Origin of the sequence: Bradyrhizobium oligotrophicum, assembly GCF_051168495.1 — a bacterium.
Classification (GTDB): domain Bacteria; phylum Pseudomonadota; class Alphaproteobacteria; order Rhizobiales; family Xanthobacteraceae; genus Bradyrhizobium; species Bradyrhizobium oligotrophicum_A.
In genome coordinates, this window is the sequence record NZ_JBNPVB010000012.1 from 129,894 (window position 1) to 146,072 (window position 16,179).

The 16,179-nt window shown below is 65.2% G+C and carries 16 protein-coding genes; 8 read left to right on the plus strand and 8 right to left on the minus strand.

Annotated features, from left to right (window positions below; translation table 11 throughout):
• Positions 1 to 2: 2 nt before the first annotated feature.
• The 7 genes from rnr (at position 3) to ACQR1B_RS22460 (ending at position 8,401) form a co-directional block, all read left to right on the plus strand.
• Positions 3 to 2,366: a ribonuclease R gene (gene rnr, locus ACQR1B_RS22430; protein WP_434833724.1), complete on the plus strand. Its 2,364-nt coding sequence runs from the start codon at positions 3 to 5 to the stop codon at positions 2,364 to 2,366.
• Positions 2,363 to 2,818, plus strand: coding sequence for a DUF983 domain-containing protein (locus ACQR1B_RS22435; RefSeq protein WP_434833723.1), 456 nt, complete (start codon positions 2,363 to 2,365; stop codon positions 2,816 to 2,818). Before rnr ends, ACQR1B_RS22435 begins: the two co-directional genes overlap by 4 nt.
• Positions 2,819 to 2,858: 40 nt before the next feature.
• Entirely contained in the window at positions 2,859 to 3,617 is a 759-nt protein-coding gene (locus tag ACQR1B_RS22440) for an NUDIX hydrolase (RefSeq protein ID WP_434833722.1), read from the plus strand.
• Positions 3,618 to 3,661: 44 nt separating this feature from the next.
• Positions 3,662 to 4,996: an amidohydrolase gene (locus ACQR1B_RS22445; protein ID WP_434833721.1), complete on the plus strand. Its 1,335-nt coding sequence runs from the start codon at positions 3,662 to 3,664 to the stop codon at positions 4,994 to 4,996.
• A 214-nt stretch (positions 4,997 to 5,210) separates the two neighbouring features.
• Positions 5,211 to 6,536, plus strand: a complete 1,326-nt coding sequence (locus ACQR1B_RS22450; RefSeq protein ID WP_434833720.1) for an LLM class flavin-dependent oxidoreductase — start codon at positions 5,211 to 5,213, stop codon at positions 6,534 to 6,536.
• A gap of 118 nt (positions 6,537 to 6,654) precedes the next feature.
• Positions 6,655 to 6,822: a 50S ribosomal protein L33 gene (rpmG, locus tag ACQR1B_RS22455; RefSeq protein ID WP_015666342.1), complete on the plus strand. Its 168-nt coding sequence runs from the start codon at positions 6,655 to 6,657 to the stop codon at positions 6,820 to 6,822.
• A 226-nt stretch (positions 6,823 to 7,048) separates the two neighbouring features.
• Positions 7,049 to 8,401, plus strand: a complete 1,353-nt coding sequence (locus tag ACQR1B_RS22460; RefSeq protein WP_434833719.1) for a protoglobin domain-containing protein — start codon at positions 7,049 to 7,051, stop codon at positions 8,399 to 8,401.
• A 66-nt stretch (positions 8,402 to 8,467) separates the two neighbouring features.
• On the opposite strand, the gene ACQR1B_RS22465 is transcribed toward ACQR1B_RS22460, so the two are convergent.
• From ACQR1B_RS22465 to ACQR1B_RS22480, 4 genes are all read right to left on the minus strand, one after another.
• Positions 8,468 to 8,698: a hypothetical protein gene (locus ACQR1B_RS22465; protein WP_434833718.1), complete on the minus strand. Its 231-nt coding sequence runs from the start codon at positions 8,696 to 8,698 to the stop codon at positions 8,468 to 8,470.
• 237 nt (positions 8,699 to 8,935) lie between these two features.
• Positions 8,936 to 9,355, minus strand: coding sequence for a DUF1127 domain-containing protein (locus tag ACQR1B_RS22470; RefSeq protein ID WP_434833717.1), 420 nt, complete (start codon positions 9,353 to 9,355; stop codon positions 8,936 to 8,938).
• Positions 9,356 to 9,821: 466 nt separating this feature from the next.
• A complete protein-coding gene (locus ACQR1B_RS22475) occupies positions 9,822 to 10,082 on the minus strand; it encodes a DUF1127 domain-containing protein (protein WP_434833836.1) in 261 nt (86 codons plus the stop codon).
• A 554-nt stretch (positions 10,083 to 10,636) separates the two neighbouring features.
• A complete protein-coding gene (locus tag ACQR1B_RS22480) occupies positions 10,637 to 11,770 on the minus strand; it encodes an FAD-dependent oxidoreductase (protein ID WP_434833716.1) in 1,134 nt (377 codons plus the stop codon).
• Between the two features lie 260 nt (positions 11,771 to 12,030).
• On the opposite strand from ACQR1B_RS22480, the gene ACQR1B_RS22485 reads away from it, so the two are divergent.
• Positions 12,031 to 12,477 carry a MarR family winged helix-turn-helix transcriptional regulator gene (locus ACQR1B_RS22485; RefSeq protein ID WP_434833715.1) on the plus strand — a complete coding sequence of 149 codons (447 nt, stop codon included), beginning with the start codon at positions 12,031 to 12,033 and terminating at the stop codon, positions 12,475 to 12,477.
• Positions 12,478 to 12,616: 139 nt separating this feature from the next.
• Here ACQR1B_RS22485 and ACQR1B_RS22490 read toward each other — a convergent pair whose 3' ends face one another.
• From ACQR1B_RS22490 to ACQR1B_RS22505, 4 genes are all read right to left on the minus strand, one after another.
• Positions 12,617 to 12,793: a hypothetical protein gene (locus ACQR1B_RS22490; RefSeq protein WP_434833714.1), complete on the minus strand. Its 177-nt coding sequence runs from the start codon at positions 12,791 to 12,793 to the stop codon at positions 12,617 to 12,619.
• A 15-nt stretch (positions 12,794 to 12,808) separates the two neighbouring features.
• Positions 12,809 to 12,970 (minus strand): hypothetical protein, encoded by a 162-nt coding sequence (locus ACQR1B_RS22495; protein ID WP_434833713.1) that lies wholly within the window; start codon positions 12,968 to 12,970, stop codon positions 12,809 to 12,811.
• A gap of 1,251 nt (positions 12,971 to 14,221) precedes the next feature.
• The gene (locus ACQR1B_RS22500) at positions 14,222 to 15,643 is read right to left on the minus strand and encodes a PleD family two-component system response regulator (RefSeq protein ID WP_434833712.1); all 1,422 of its coding nucleotides are present in this window, start codon (positions 15,641 to 15,643) and stop codon (positions 14,222 to 14,224) included.
• A gap of 12 nt (positions 15,644 to 15,655) precedes the next feature.
• Positions 15,656 to 16,021, minus strand: a complete 366-nt coding sequence (locus ACQR1B_RS22505; protein WP_012044758.1) for a response regulator — start codon at positions 16,019 to 16,021, stop codon at positions 15,656 to 15,658.
• Positions 16,022 to 16,179 lie beyond the last annotated feature (158 nt).

Here is a 16,179-nt window from a genome sequence, read left to right on the forward strand (position 1 = left end):
AAATGACCCAAAAGAGCGACATCGGCTTCCCCCCGCGGGAGGCCATCGTCGCCTTCATCCGCGCCAATCCGGGCAAGGTTGGCACCAAGGACATCGCCCGCGCCTTCGGCCTGAAGAATGCCGACCGGGTCGCGCTCAAGCAGTTGCTGCGCGAGCTCGTGGCCGACGGCACCGTCAAGAAGAGCGGGCGCAAGAAGATCGTGGAGCCCGCGACCTTGCCGGCGACACTCGTGGCCGACATCACCGGGCGCGACAGCGACGGCGAACTGATCGCCAAGCCCGCCGAATGGGACGAGGCCGAGCAGTCCGAGCCGCCGCGCATCCGTATTTACGCCTCTCGCCTCGCCAAGCCAGGCGCCACCGCCGGCGTCGGTGACCGTGCGCTACTCCGCGTCGAGCCGATCAAGGACGCCGAGGGCGTTGCCTATCGCGGCCGCGTGCTCAAGGTGCTCGACCAGGCGCGCAACCGTGTGCTCGGGATCTTCAAGAGCAGCCCCAATGGCGGCGGCCGCCTGATCCCCGTCGACAAGAAACAGGCTGGACGCGAGCTCGCGATCGCGCCCGGCGAGACCAAGGACGCCAAGGACGGCGATCTCATCAGCGTCGACCTGTTGCGCGGCCGCGGCTATGGCCTGCCCGCCGGCCGCGTGAAGGAGCGCTACGGCTCGGTCGCGACCGAGAAGGCGATCAGCCTGATCGCGATCCATGCCCACGAGATCCCGATGGACTTTTCGGCCGCAGCCGTCGCCGAGGCCGAAGCCGCACAGCCGGCGAACCTGAAGGGGCGCGAGGATTGGCGCGAGCTGCCGCTGATCACGATCGACCCGCCCGATGCGAAGGATCATGACGACGCGGTTCATGCCGAGCCGGATCCCGATCCGGGCAATGCCGGCGGCTTCATCCTTCACGTTGCGATCGCCGACGTCGCCTATTATGTCCGGCCGGGCTCGGCGCTCGATCGCGATGCACTGGTCCGCGGTAACTCGGTGTACTTCCCCGACCGCGTCGTGCCGATGCTGCCGGAGCGCATCTCCAACAATCTCTGTTCTCTCGTTCCCGGCGAAGCGCGCGGCGCGCTCGCGGTGCGCATGGTGATCGGGGCCGACGGACGCAAGCGCTCGCACTCGTTCCACCGCGTGCTGATGCGCTCGGCCGCGAAACTGTCTTATGCGCAGGCCCAGGCCGCGATCGACGGCAAGCCGGACGACGTCACCGGCCCCCTGCTCGAGCCGATCCTCAAGCCGCTCTATGCCGCCTATGAGGTCGCCAAGCGGGGCCGCGACGCCCGCGATCCGCTCGACCTCGACATCCCCGAGCGCAAGATCCTCCTGAAGAAAGACGGCACCGTCGATCGCGTCGTCGTGCCGGAGCGCCTCGACGCGCACAAGCTGATCGAGGAGTTCATGATCTCGGCCAACGTCGCCGCGGCCGAGCTGCTGGAGAAGAAGGCGCTGCCGCTGATCTACCGCGTGCATGACGAGCCGACGGTGGAGAAGATCCATGCGCTGCAGGAGTTCCTGAAAACGCTCGACGTGCCCTTTGCCAAATCAGGCGCGCTCAGGCCGTCGCTGTTCAACCGCGTGCTGACGCTCGTCGCCGGCCAGGACTACGAGCATCTCGTCAACGAAGTGGTGCTGCGCTCGCAGGCGCAGGCGGAATATTCGACCGACAATTACGGGCATTTTGGCCTGAACCTGCGCCGCTACGCGCATTTCACCTCGCCGATCCGCCGCTACGCCGATCTCGTCGTGCATCGCGGGCTATTGCGCGCGCTGAACCTCGGCGACGGCGCCCTGCCCGACAGCGAGACGCCGGATCATCTCGCCGAGGTCGCGGCGCAGATTTCGGTGACCGAGCGCCGTGCGATGAAAGCCGAGCGCGAGACCGCCGACCGGCTGATCGCCCATCACCTCGCCGACCGTGTCGGCGCCACCTTCCAGGGCCGCATTTCCGGCGTCACCCGCGCCGGCCTGTTCATCAAGCTCGATGAGACCGGCGCCGACGGCCTGGTTCCAATCCGCACCCTCGGCACGGAATATTTCGACTATGACGAGACGCGCCACGCGCTGATCGGCCAGCGCAGCGGTGCCATGCACCGGCTGGGTGACGTCGTCGACGTGCGTCTGGTAGAAGCTCAGCCAGTCGCCGGCGCATTGCGCTTCGAGTTGCTGACGCAGGCCGACGTCCTGGTGTCGCGCCACGGCCGCCGCGACCGGTCGAAGAGCAAGACCACCATCAAGGCGAAGAGCAAGGCGTCGAAACCGGGCAGGTCCGAAGCCCGGCCGACGCGCAAGGAAAAAAGCTCGAAGGCAGGGGCAAAACGCAAGCCCGGCACATCGAAGAAAGGCAGATCATGGACGCCATGAGTTCAACGCCCCGCGCAGTGCCGCAACCTTTACCACAGACTTGGACGCGTGACGCCGGCGCCGCCGAGAAGCGCGACGTCTGGACCGCGATGAAGCGCGGCCTGCGCGGCCGGTGTCCGCGCTGCGGCGAGGGCAGACTGTTCCGCGCCTTCCTGAAGGTTGCCGACAAGTGCGATCGCTGCGGCCAGGATTTTTCCGGCCACCGCGCCGATGATCTTCCCGCCTATCTCGTCATCGTCATCGTCGGCCACATCATCGTGCCGCTGGTGCTCTCGGTCGAGACCAACTACGCGCCGCCGGTGGCGCTGCAGCTTGCGATCTATCTGCCGGTCACCCTGATCTCGTCGCTCGCTTTGCTGCAGCCGGTCAAGGGCGCCGTCGTCGGGCTGCAATGGGCCTTCCGCATGCACGGCTTCGACGACGCTCCAGTGGACGGCATTCCGCCGGTGTGAGCGATCGGGCGATCAACGAACAAGAAAAAGCGGGGAGGACATGAGCGACACGGCACAGGCGACCAGCGCGCCGGCGGGCAAGCCCGCCGAGAAGGAAGCAGACCACCACCCCTATACCAAGCCGCGCGATGCCGCGACCCTGATCCTGGTCGATCGCAGCAGCGCGGTGCCGAAGGTGCTGGTCGGCAAGCGCCACGACAAGGTCGTGTTCATGCCCGGCAAGTTCGTGTTCCCCGGCGGCCGCGTCGACAAATCAGATCATCGCATTCCGGTCGCGGCCCCCATGCCGGCCGAGCTCGAAGCCAACCTGTTCAAGGGCAAGCCGCAGACCACGGCGTCGCGCGCGAAATCGCTGGCCGTCGCAGCGATCCGCGAGGCCTGCGAAGAGACGGGTCTCTGCCTGGGACGCAAGGTCGACGGCCCCGCCCCGAAGCTCGACGGGCCATGGACGCCTTTCTCCGAGGCCGGCCTGCTGCCCGATCCCTCGGGCCTGTACCTGATCGCCCGCGCCATCACCCCGCCCGGCCGCATCAAGCGCTTCGACACCCGCTTCTTCACTGCCGACGCCTCCGCGATCACGCATCGCGTCGAGGGCGTCATCCATGCCGATGCCGAACTGGTCGAGCTGGTCTGGGTCGAACTCGGCTCAAAACCGCTGGCCGATTTGCATCCGATGACCAGGAACGTCCTCAACGAACTCGACCGCCGCCTCGCCACCGGCCCGCTGCGCCACGACGCCCCGGTGCCGTTCTTCCACTTCTACGGCGGCAAGATGCAGAAGGACGTGCTGGGCGAGTGAGCTGAGAGGTATTAGACTGACTGCGTTCATTGTGGAGCCCATCCATGAAGCAGTCACTTCGCCTTCTGCTCGCCTCTGCCGCATTGTTCACGCTGGCTTCGCCCTCGGCTCACGCCGATCTCGACGTCCCTGCCTTGAAATCGACGATCGCGGCCTCGCTCGAACGCGACTACCCGGCGCTCGACGTGCTCTACAAGGATCTGCACGCTCATCCCGAGCTCGCCTTCCAGGAGGTCAAGACCGCGGCGAAGCTCGCGGAGGCGATGCGCAGCCTCGGCTTCGAGGTCACCGAGAAGGTCGGCAAGACCGGCCTCGTGGCGCTCTATCGCAATGGCGACGGACCGACCATCATGGTGCGCACCGAGCTCGATGCGCTGCCAATGGAGGAGAAGACCGGCCTGCCCTATGCGAGCCGCGACAAGGCCAATTGGAACGGACGCGAGACCTTCGTCGCCCATAGTTGCGGCCACGACGTGCACATGGCGAGCTGGATCGGCACGGCCAGGACGCTCATCGGCCTCAAGGACAAGTGGAAGGGCACGCTGATGTTCATCGCCCAGCCGGCTGAGGAAACCGTCGAAGGCGCCAAGGCGATGATCGACGATGGGCTGTTCACCCGCTTCCCCAAGCCCGATGTCGGCTTTGCGTTGCATGATGGCGGCTTCGGCCATGGTTACGTCGCCTATCGCGTCGGCATCGGCTCGTCCAACCAGGATGGCCTGTTCATTCGCTTCCACGGCCGCGGCGGCCACGGCTCGGCGCCGCAGACCACCATCGATCCGGTGATGATGGCGGCGCGCTTCGTCGTCGACGTACAGAGCGTGATCAGCCGCGAGAAGGACCCGACCGAGTTCGGCGTCGTCACCGTCGGCGCGATCCACAGCGGCACCGCCGGCAACATCATTCCGGACGAGGCGATCGTGGTCGGCACCATCCGGAGTTTCAAGCCGGAGGTGCGCGCCAAGATCCTCGCCGGCGTCGAACGAACGGCGAAGGCCGTGGCTGCGATGGCCGGCGCAGCGCCGCCCGACATCGATCTGACCGAAGGCGCAAAGGCGGTCATGAACGACGCCGCGGTCGTTGCGGCGGCCGAGCCGGTGCTGAAGGCGGCCTTCGGCGACAAGTTCAGGACGTCGCCGCCCGGAACGGCCAGCGAAGACTATTCGGAATACGTCAAGGCCGGCGTCCCCTCGATGTTCTTCAACATCGGCGTCTACGATCCCGACCGCGTCGTCGCCGCGCGCAATGGCGGCCCGCCCCTGCCGTCCAACCACTCGCCCCTGTTCGCACCCGTGCCGAAGCCGACCATCGAGACCGGCGTCACCGCGATGACGCTCGCCGTGCTGTCGGCGTTCGATGCGCGCACCCGGGGGCATTGAGCGAAAAGACACAGCTCTCGTCATTGCGAGGAGCGCAGCGACGAAGCAATCCAGAGTCCTCGCGCAGCCCTGGATTGCTTCGCTGCGCTCGCAATGACGGAGTTTGTCTCTCAGTCCGGGCCAAATCAGCAAATCGTTCTGGGTATCGTGACTGGCGCAGTCACGCACAGTTCCCATCTATTTCTTCCAGCGTAATCATCGCGGACGATCCTCCATGCCTCCCCGTCAACTCAAGCTCGGCGCCTTCATGCGCCCGGTCTCGATCCACACCGGCGCGTGGCGCTATCCCGGCGCCTGGCCGGACGCCAACTTCAATTTCCAGCACATCAAGCAGCTGATCCGCAAACTGGAGGCCGGCAAGTTCGACGCCTTCTTCATGGCCGATCATCTCGCCGTGCTGAACATGCCGATCAACGCGCTGAAGCGCAGCCACACGGTGACCTCGTTCGAGCCGTTCACGCTTCTCTCGGCGCTGTCGGCGGTCACCGAGAACATCGGCCTGGTCGCGACGGGTTCGACCACCTTCGACGAGCCCTATCACGTCGCCCGCCGCTTCGCTTCCCTCGACCATCTCTCCGGCGGGCGTGCGGGATGGAACATCGTCACCACGTCGAATCCCGATGCCGCGCTGAATTTCGGGCTCGACGATCACATGGAGCATGCCGAGCGCTACAAGCGGGCGCGCGAGTTCTATGACGTCGTCACCGGCCTGTGGGATTCCTTCGCCGACGATGCCTTCGTGCGCGACGTCGAGAGCGGGCTGTTCTTCGATCCCGACAAGATGCATGTGCTCGACTACAAGGGCAAATATCTGAAGGTCCGCGGCCCGCTGAACATCGCCCGCCCCGTTCAGGGCTGGCCGGTGATCGTGCAGGCCGGCGCCTCCGAGGACGGCAGGCAGCTCGCGGCCGAGACCGCGGAGGCCGTATTCACCGGCGGCGGCAGCCTAGCCGATGGAAAGACACTCTATGCCGACATCAAGGGCCGCATGGAGAAGATCGGCCGTGATCCGGAGCATCTGAAGATCCTGCCCGGCGCCTTCGTCGTGGTCGGCGACAGCGTCGAGGAGGCCAAGGAGAAGCGCGCGCTGCTCGACAGCATGGTGCACTACGACAGCGCCATCGCCTCGCTCTCGGTCATCCTCGGCACGGACGCCTCCGGCTTCGATCCGGACGGGCCGCTGCCTGATATCCCCGAGACCAACGCCTCCAAGAGCGGCCGCCAGCGTCTGGTCGACGTCGCCGCGCGCGACAGGCTGACGGTGCGCCAGCTCGCTCAGCGGGTCGGCGGCTATGGCGGGCTGTCCTTCGTCGGCACGGCGAAAAGCATCGCCGACCAGATGCAGGACTGGCTGGAGAGCCGCGGCTCCGACGGCTTCAACATCATGTTCCCGTACCTGCCGGCCGGCCTCGACGACTTCGTCGACAAGGTGATTCCCGAGCTGCAGCGCCGCGGGATCTTCCGAAGGGAGTATGAGGGGCCGACATTGCGGGACAATCTCGGCCTGCCCCGGCCGAAAAACCGCTTCTTCGAGGGCTAGGAGCGCAGATTCTGGCCGGCAAACCTTGACTTTGGGGCCCGGCTGGGTAGGTTGCCGGCCAACGGCGCCCCCTCTTTGGCCGGTGCCCACCCCGATCCCGATTCCAGAGGTTCAAGACATGGCCAAAGCGGTCACCATCAAGGTCAAGCTCGTGTCGACGGCCGACACCGGCTTCTATTACGTCGCCAAGAAGAACTCGCGCACCATGACCGACAAGATGGTCAAGAAGAAGTATGACCCGGTCGCGCGCAAGCATGTCGAATTCCGCGAAGCCAAGATCAAGTAAGATCGCGGTCTGCTGCGACTTCAACGGGGCCGTTTCGGCCCCGTTTTTTATTGGGCACTTCGTCCCTACAAGCGATCCGTTCACACCGGTAATATTCGCGGATCAGTTGAATTTGGGTTCCCGTCGTAAGGAACCATCAACCAAAGCCATGCAATTTTGGGGTAGCGAAGCACCCATCCGAAAGGGGCGCCTCCTCCGTGTTCACCCAGCTTACCGGGCCCCAGCAATGACCGACCTCCAGACTTTGCAATCCCGTCTCGACTTCATCGGCATCGACCATGCCACCCGGGAGAGCCTGCGGGAGCTGCGGCCGCTGATCGGCAAGGTGCTGCCCGGCCTGCTCGACCAGTTCTATGCCCATGTCGGCAAGTACCCGCATCTGGCCCAGATGTTTTCCAGCCAGGCCGCGATGCGGCACGCCAAGCAGGCCCAGCTCGACCATTGGATGTCGCTGGCGACCGCCCAGTTCGACGATGCCTATGTGAAGTCCGTGACCCGGATCGGCCAGGCCCATAACCGGATGGGACTGGAGCCGCGCTGGTACATCGCCGGCTATTCGCTGATCATGACCGGCCTGCAGAGAGCGATCGAGACCGAGGTCTCGGACGGCTGGTTTGGCGGACAGGCGGCACGCGAGAAGAAGGCCGCGCTGCAGGCCGCGATCACCAAGGCGGCGATGATCGACATGGATCTGGCGATCTCGGTCTATCTCGACGCCGCCAAGACCGAGCAGCACGTCGTCATGCAGCGCATGGCCGACGAGTTCGAGGCGACCGTCGGCCAGATCATCAACAAGGTTCATGGCGACGCGCGAGCGCTCGAGGTCTCGGCCAACACCCTGACCAAGACCGCCGAGCAGACCCAGCAATTGTCGAGCAGCGCGGCTTCGGCCTCCGGCCAGGTGTCGTCCAACGTGCAGTCGGTCGCCTCGGCCGCCGAGGAGATGACCTCCTCCGTCCACGAGATCGGCCGCCAGGTCACGGCATCGACATCGATCGCCAAGGAGGCCGTGCGCCAGATCGAGCAGACCGACGTCGGCATCAGCGAGCTGTCGCGCACCGCCGAGCGCATCGGCGACGTGTTGAAGCTGATCACCTCGATCGCCGCGCAGACCAACCTGCTGGCGCTCAACGCCACCATCGAGGCGGCCCGCGCCGGAGATGCCGGCCGCGGCTTCGCCGTGGTGGCCTCCGAGGTCAAGGCGCTGGCGTCGCAGACCGCCAAGGCCACCGAGGAGATCGGCCAGCAGATCGAGGGCATCCAGGGCGCGACCCAGTCCTCGGTCGCGTCGATCAAGCAGATCGGCGGCACCATCCAGCAGATTTCGGAAATCGCCGCCGGCATCGCCGCGGCCGTCCAGCAGCAGGGCGCCGCCACAGGGCAGATCTCGCGCAACGTCCAGGAGGTCGCCGGCGGCACCGCCCGCGTCGCGGGCAACGTCTGCGACGTCAGCAAGGGCGCCAACGCCACCGGCAGCGCCGCCTCGCAGGTGCTGGAGTCGGCCCATTCGCTGTCGCGCGAGAGCGACCGGCTGAAGGCGGAGTTGGACGCGTTCCTGCGCAAGGTCCGCGCAGCCTAGCTGCGTTCAGTCATCACAGGGCGGATCGCGCTGCGGCATCCGCCCTGTGCCATACCGGACGGGAAACTACATCCCGTGGCTGGAGAACACCGCCGAGCAGCTCTTGCTCAGCTTCGCCCGGTTCTGCGTCAGACAGTTCTGGACCGCGAAATCGTCGCCGAGCTGACTGCGGCAGAAGCGCTTGGCGTCGGGTGCGCACGCCTTCTGCTCCTGCGGCGTACCCATGTGGCCCTGGGCCAGCGCGAATGACGGCAGAACGGACAGCGACACTGCAAACGCGAACATCAGCTTCTTCATCGGGGTTCCTCCTTGGGACCAGACAAACGCCAGCCGCGCCGGTCGGTTCCGGCGGAGTTTTAACGGAGGACAGCAGCGATCAATGCTGCCCGACGCCCGGACGGTATCATCGCAAGCCTCTGCCGCATGATCGCCAGCATGACGCACGCCACTCGGGACAGATTGCGGCATCATCAGGGCGGCTCATGCTGATCCGCCCTGCCGACGATCGCCACGATGTGCGATGCTTTCGCGCAACTACATCAAGCCGCGCGACGTCATGAGATACGCCGTGCTTTCCTTCAGCCGTTGAAGCGCGCGGTGCGCGGCGATGTGGTCGATATCAGTTCGACTACATCCGATATCCTTCAGTTGCGCCTCGCTCAGATCGGCCAGATCGAGTCTCATTCGCCTGCGCATGCGACTTTCCTGAACCGCGCACCAATATCGCCTCAGCCAGCCGAGCAATCCCGGCGCTGCTCCGCCCGGCGGGCCGGCGGCGTCCTTTTCCGACACGGCGTCACGCGGCACCGCGACGGACGGAGCCGGTCGCGGCGCGGCTGGCGCGCTACGAACGGCGTTCGTCGCAGCGTCCACGGGGTGATCGAGACCGAGACGCGCGGCGTCGCGCACGATCTCGGCAGTGAGGTTGGCCTGGAGATTGGTCTGGGGCGGCATCGCATGCTCCTGCTGGATGGTGCCGGCAGGACGCATGGCCAAACAAAAGGCCCCGTCCGATGCCGGCGGGGCCTGTGGAATGATCGTGTCGTCGAAGACTTAGCGCACGACTCCTCCCACGCCCCGATTGCGGCGGGCCGTATGTTTGCGGTTGGAGTTGCGCACGACGTTGATCATCGTCAGCATGTACCATGGAGATTGCGCCGGATCAAGGCATGTAGTTCCTGCGCTCGCAGATGGGCACCTATGCGAGGCTTGTGTTCTGCCAAACTCTGCGCACACGACGTTTCCGGCAGAATGGTTTCCGGAGAGAAGCGCGATCTCACCGCCATCATTGCGAGCGCAGCGAAGCAATCCAGAGTCCTGTGCGGGACCCTGGATTGCCTCGCTCACGCTCGCAATGACGTCGCGGCGACGATCTTGGCCTCTTGGTCGACTGTCCCGGCGTCGCCACGCCCGTGACCGACTACATTCCCCGACGCAAGACGCCGCCCGGATATGGATCATCCCTCAACCCATCGAGCGTCCGCAGCGCGGCGATGTGTTCGATCTCGGCACGGGTGATGCCGATGTCGGTGAGCTCGCGTTCGCTCAGCTCGTTCAGGCTTGCCCGCACATGCTCGCGGCGTTGCCGCGCCTGGATGGCCCGCCAGCACCGGCCGATCAGGCGGATGATCGGCCATGTCGGCGTGACCGGCGGGCCGGCCGCGTCCTTTTCCGACAACACCTCGCGCAACGCAGCGATCGACGCTTCGGACTGCGTCACTGGCTGCAAGCTGCCGATCGCGCCCGTGACTGACGCGATCGAGAGATCGACGTTGACCCCTGACACGTGCCCGGCATCGATCGTCGAATGAGTCTGGTGGGGTGGCATCTATCGCTCCTGCTGTTGTGCCGGCAGGACGCGTGGCCAAACAAAAGGCCCCGTCCGATGCCGGCGGGGCCTGGTGAGAAATCGTGTCGTCGAGATCCTAGCGCACGACTCCTTCCACGGCCCGTCCGAAGCGGGTCATGTGGTTGAGAATGAAAACGCACGAGGATTTCGTCATGGCATGGAGATACCACGGCGCGCATACAACGGCAAGCGACATGTCGGCGTCACGCATCCTGAAGGCGAGTTGTTGATTTTCCGCCACACGCGCCGGCGTCGTTCGCGTCCCTGCCGGCGTACGCGATCAAACAAAGCTTGTAGATGCGCGGGCAGATGACGTCAGCGTCATCCGCCCACCACGAACAGATACAAGATGGCGGATCACGCTGCGCTGATCGGCCATCTTCCGATCAGTAGCCGAGAAACTCCTCGAAGCGAACCGCCTGTCGGGGGACGCCGACCGCCGCCAGCAGCTTGAGCATCGCGTCGACCATCGCCGCCGGTCCGGCGACGTAGTAGATCGGAGCGAGCGGATCGGAAATGTGCCGGCGCAGCATCGCTTCATCGATCGGTCCGGCTTCGAAAACCCCGTCGTTTGCTGTGGCTTCCGTGATTGTCGCCACCAGCCGGAAGCCCGGGATCGTCCGGTCCATTTCCCCCATTTCGGCAAGGAACGCGGCGTCCTGCAGCCGCCGGTTTGCATAGAACAGCGTGATGTCGCGTGACAGCCTCGCCCGCGCGGCGGACCTCGCCATGGCCACGAATGGCGTGATGCCGATGCCGCCGGCGATGAAGACCGCGGGCCGCGCCGGGTCGGCATGCAGGGTCATCTGGCCGCCCACGGCGGAGACGCGAACCACGCCGTTCTCCGACAGCGCCTTCAGGCTATGCTTGAACGCGCTGTCGCCGATCCTGGTCGCGATCAACAGGTCCGGCTCGTCGGGCGCGCTCGCAATCGTGAACGTGCGCGACTGGCCCGCCAGGGTGAAGACGGCCGACTGGCCGGCCACGAAGGTGAAGCCCGCCGGTTTGGCGAAACGAAAGGCCGTGGTGTTCTTGGCCACCGTTTCCTTGCCGATCAGCGGCACGTCGAAGCTCGCCTGCCCCGCGCGCTGCAGCCGCCCGGTCATTTGCAGGCCGTCACGCATGTTCAGACCGAGCAGGACCAGATTGACCGCCCCCGCGAGCAGCTCGATCGCCTGCACCGCGTAGAACACCGTGTCGAACTCGCCGGCCTTCGCCCTCGACGCAAGGAACAGCGCAGCCGGGATCAGGACGAGCAGCCCGTTTGCGGCAATGAAGGGCATGCGCTTGAGCTTGGTGCCGACGCGGCCCGTTCGGACGCCTTTCGCGAGCGCGAGGCCCGACCCTCCGGTCGCCGCCAGCGCCGGAATGAGCAGGAGAAAGCCCCAGGGGATGGCTGATTTGACGGCCACGATCAGCGCCTTCGATCCCAACAGCTCGCTCAGGGCCGTGAATGTCCAGAACGTCGCGATGGTCAGGATGGCAAGGGTACCGGCAATGGGATGAATGATCTTCTTCACGAGCGGAACCTTTCAATCAGGCGCACGCGGTCGCGCCGACGGCTGCGGCAGGCAGACCGAACGGCCGGTGCGCGGACGGGGACAGAGGCGATCGGGTGGCTCCACCGGGCGCACAATCCGCCACGTGGCCGCGGGGCCACCTTCGGCGTTTGCTTTGACCCGGAAGATCCTTATGAGATCCGATCGTCTCCAAACTGCACAATTGACATTATGATGTCAAGTTAGATATATGGTTCCATATGAGCAACAATAACCGAGGCATGATCGACGCCGTGACCAACCTCATCCTCGAGATGTTCCGCGCGAACAATCTCACCCTCGTCTGGGGCGACCGCCTCGTCGCCCCGCTCGGGCTGACGAGCGCCCGATGGCAGATCCTGGGCGCGATCGTCTATGCCGGCCGGGCCGAACCCGTGGCGTGGCTTGCCCGGGACCTCGGCGCCAACCGCCAGAACGTGCAGCGCATCGTCAACGATCTCGCGAGCGAAGGCCTGGTCGCGTTCGAACCCAATCCGCATCATAAGCGGGCACAGCTCGTGGTGCTCACGCCGAAGGGCCGGAAGGTCTATGAGGCGGCCATCGGACTCTACGAGCCCAGGATCAAGTCGCTCACCGAGGGTCTCGCGCTCAAGGACATCGAGACGGCGCGCCGGGTGATGGCGGCGCTGCGGACGAAACTGGAAGTGGCCACCGGAAATGAGGACTGACCTCTTGGCCAGCAGGGAGGATCGCTCTGGCGACATCCCCACTGTTTGGACAGAACTCGTCGGACGGGATGGCGCGAGCACGATCCGCCGCCTACCACGAACGACGAACAAGCTGGCGGATCACGCTGCGCTGATCCGCCTACGCACTTCGAGCCGCCATGAAACGACTTGAAACGAACTCAGCCAACAATGCCGAAACCCCTCCCAGGCTTCCCATCACCAGAACGTTGACCCGAACGTCGAGCGCCTCAAGGATCGAGACCCCGACAAAAATCAGCACACCGGTCACTACGGCCACGCATAGCGGTTTCATCATGCCCTCCTCTGGATCCTAGTTGGCCTCAGCCTGGCGCCGCGCGTCACCCAGCATCAGCAGGGCCAACAATGCGAGTGGCCCGGCAATCGCGGCGGCCCACAACCATCGCCGGGATGATCTGTTGCGTTCGGCCGCCATGGCCGATGCGAGCGGAAGCGATCCGATCGACACGATCATGAAAACCCACCAAGCCATGGCCATGCTCCCGATCTTCGCCCGAAGCTTAGCACGACGGCCGTTCGCTCGATCGAACCTCATCGAAAGTGAGTTCGCCTCGTTTCGGTCACGAAATCGGCTGGCAATTGCCGCATGACACAAGGCGCCGGTCTCGGTCTGCCATTCGCAGGGCGCGCCGTCGCGTCACGCCCACAATTTCAGTCGCCGGACAAGGCCGGGCGGACGACCGCAGCGCTGCCGAAAAACTCATTTGTCTCGCTCGTTCAACCGGATCTCTTCCGTCAGAAGGCGGCGGCGCAAAATTCTTCTTTCGTATTTTCGGAAATCATGCTATCTCCCTTGCATCCCACCTCGCCATGAGGGGCGTATCGCGATCGTCACGAACGAGAGGTGGGCTGCGGTGGGCGTGTCGGGATGCAGCGTGGCTTGTCCGCGCCGACGAACATCCTGGTGCGCACGGTGAAGCCGTGTGGTCCTGGCCTCCCGACGCTGAGGCCAAGTCGGCGCCGCGACGAGCGTGCTGACGACGGGGGCAAGAACGCCGGTCCCCGGGGAGAGCGCGGAGTAAGCCGTAAAGCCATCGCGCAGGGAGGGCCGGATGTCCGGTTCGTACCTGTGGTTCTGCCGCGTGCTTTTTGTTGCACGCGGACCATGGGTGCGACCAGCACCCGGCCTTCCCTGCGCCCTCTGTTCTCGAAGAGGGTTTCGACCGGCAAAGCTCGGGCGCGGATGCGCGGCGAGGACGAATGAGCTCGCTTCGATGGGTCCGACGGTGAATGCGACACCCATAGCTGTCATCGTCCGCGAAAGCGAACGATCCAGTACGCCGCGGCGCCTCGGTGAACCGCGATGTCTCTGGAATACTGGATCACCCGCTTTCGCGGGTCATGACAGCGGAGGGTCTCATGCCCAGCCGTCGCGAACGTCAGACTCGCCCGCCCGTCAGCGCCCGCGGCCGTCCTTCGAGACGCACGCCTCCGGCGTGCTCCTCAGGACGAGGGCTGTGGTCATGGTGAAATCTTGAGAGAGCTCAGATGGAGCTTGGCGCAGCTCTCACCCCTCTCCATGAACACGCCTCTCGGCGTGTTCATGGTCCGGTGTGCAGTGCCTCGGCTTTTGCCCCCCATGCTGAGGAGCGCCGCTTGCGGCGCGTCTCGAAGCACGAGGCCCGGAATGGCACGATGGCAGACGCAGGGGATGCACGGGCGGCAACTTCGGCCAACGAAGGAAAGCACAGAGCCGCCCTGCCCCTCAGCGGCCGCGGCCGGCGGCCTGCGGCAGGAACGGCGCCGGCGGATGCACCGGGGCGATCGCGACCACGCGGTTGCGGCCCTCGTTCTTGGCGCGGTAGAGCGCGACGTCGGCGCGCTTCATCACGTCGGCGATCGGCTCGCCCTTCTGCTCCAGGGTCGACAGCCCGATCGAGGTCGTGACCTCGATGCGCTTCTCGCCCTTGTGCACCGAGAACGGCTCGTTGGCGACCGAGCGCCGCAGCCGCTCGGCGACCATGCCTGCGACGTGCAGGTCGGTCTCGGGCATCACGATCACGAACTCCTCGCCGCCATAGCGGCAGGCGAGATCGATGCCGCGGATCGACTTGCGCACGCGCACCGCGAACTCGCGCAGCACGTCGTCGCCGGCATCATGGCCGTAATTGTCGTTGATCGACTTGAAGTAGTCGATGTCGAGCATCATCAGCGCCAGCGGCTTGCCGCGGCTCGCGGCCTGGTCGGCCAGGGTCGCCAGATGCGTCTCCATGTAGCGGCGGTTGTGCAGGCCGGTCAGCCCGTCGGTGATCGCCATCTCGATCGAGTTCTGCACGTTGTCGCGCAGGTGGTCGGTGTAACGGCGCTTGCGGATCTGGGTGCGCGCACGCGCGAGCAGTTCGTTCTTGTCGACCGGCCGCAGCAAATAGTCGTTGACGCCGATCTCCAGGCCGCGCAGCAGCCGCGAATTGTTCTCGGCCTCGGCAATGGCGAGGATCGGCACGTGACGGGTGCGCTCCAGCGAGCGCAACTGGCTGCACAGCCGCAGGCCGTCGAAATCGGTGAGATCGAGCGAGACGATGACGAGGTCGTAGTTGCCCTCGGCGGCGTTGAATACGGCTTCCGCCGGATGAATCTCGACGTCGACGGTGTGATCGGTGGCGAGCATCGGCCCCAGCCGTTCGTAGGACGACGCGCGGTCGTCGACGAGCAGAATCCTGCCGCCACGGCCGGTGTCGGCCACGGCATTGCGCTCGGGCGCCTGCACGCCGATCTCGAGCGAGGTGAGCGCGCGCATGCGCAGTTCGTCGGTCATCATCTTGAGCCGCGTCAGCGAGCGCACGCGCGCGATCAGCACGACGTCGGACACCGGCTTGGTCAGGAAATCATCGGCGCCGGCCTGCAGCCCGCGCACGCGATCCGACGGGCTGTCGAGCGCCGTCACCATGACGACCGGAATGAAATGCGTCACCGGATTCGACTTCAGCCGGCGGCAGACCTCGAAGCCGTCCATGTCGGGCATCATGACGTCGAGGAGGATGAGGTCGCATTCGGCGCGCTGGCAGATTTGCAGCGCCTCGGCACCATTCGAAGCGGTCAGCACGTCGAAATATTCGGCCGACAGACGCGCCTCCAACAGCTTGACGTTGGCGGGGACGTCATCAACGACGAGGATGCGCGCGGACACTGGAAATACTCCTTAGCCAATAAAGCGTCGTACCGTTTCAATGAATTTTCCGACCGAAATCGGTTTAGAAAGATAGGCTTCGCAGCCACCCTCGCGGATGCGCTCCTCGTCGCCCTTCATCGCAAAGGCCGTCACTGCGACCACCGGTATGGCACGCAGGTCGGGATCGTCCTTGATCCAGCGCGTGACCTCCAGGCCCGAGACCTGCGGCAGCTGGATGTCCATCAGGATCAGATCAGGACGGGTCCGGCGCACGATGTCGAGCGCCTCCACGCCACTGGAGGTGCCCGACGTCTGGTATCCGTGGGCCTCCAACAGATCGCGAAAGAGCTTCATGTTGAGCTCGTTGTCCTCCACGATCAGGACGGTCTTGCCCATCCGCCCCTCCGAATCACTGACACCCGACTGCCCTCCGGGGGACGCCTGTCCACCGCAACCGATCTAATTCAAACTAGCCCTAGATTCGTTCAAAGCAGTTAAGTCGGTATTCCATCTTTGCCCGAGATGGTTTCCACTTGCTTGAACCCGCTCCGAAG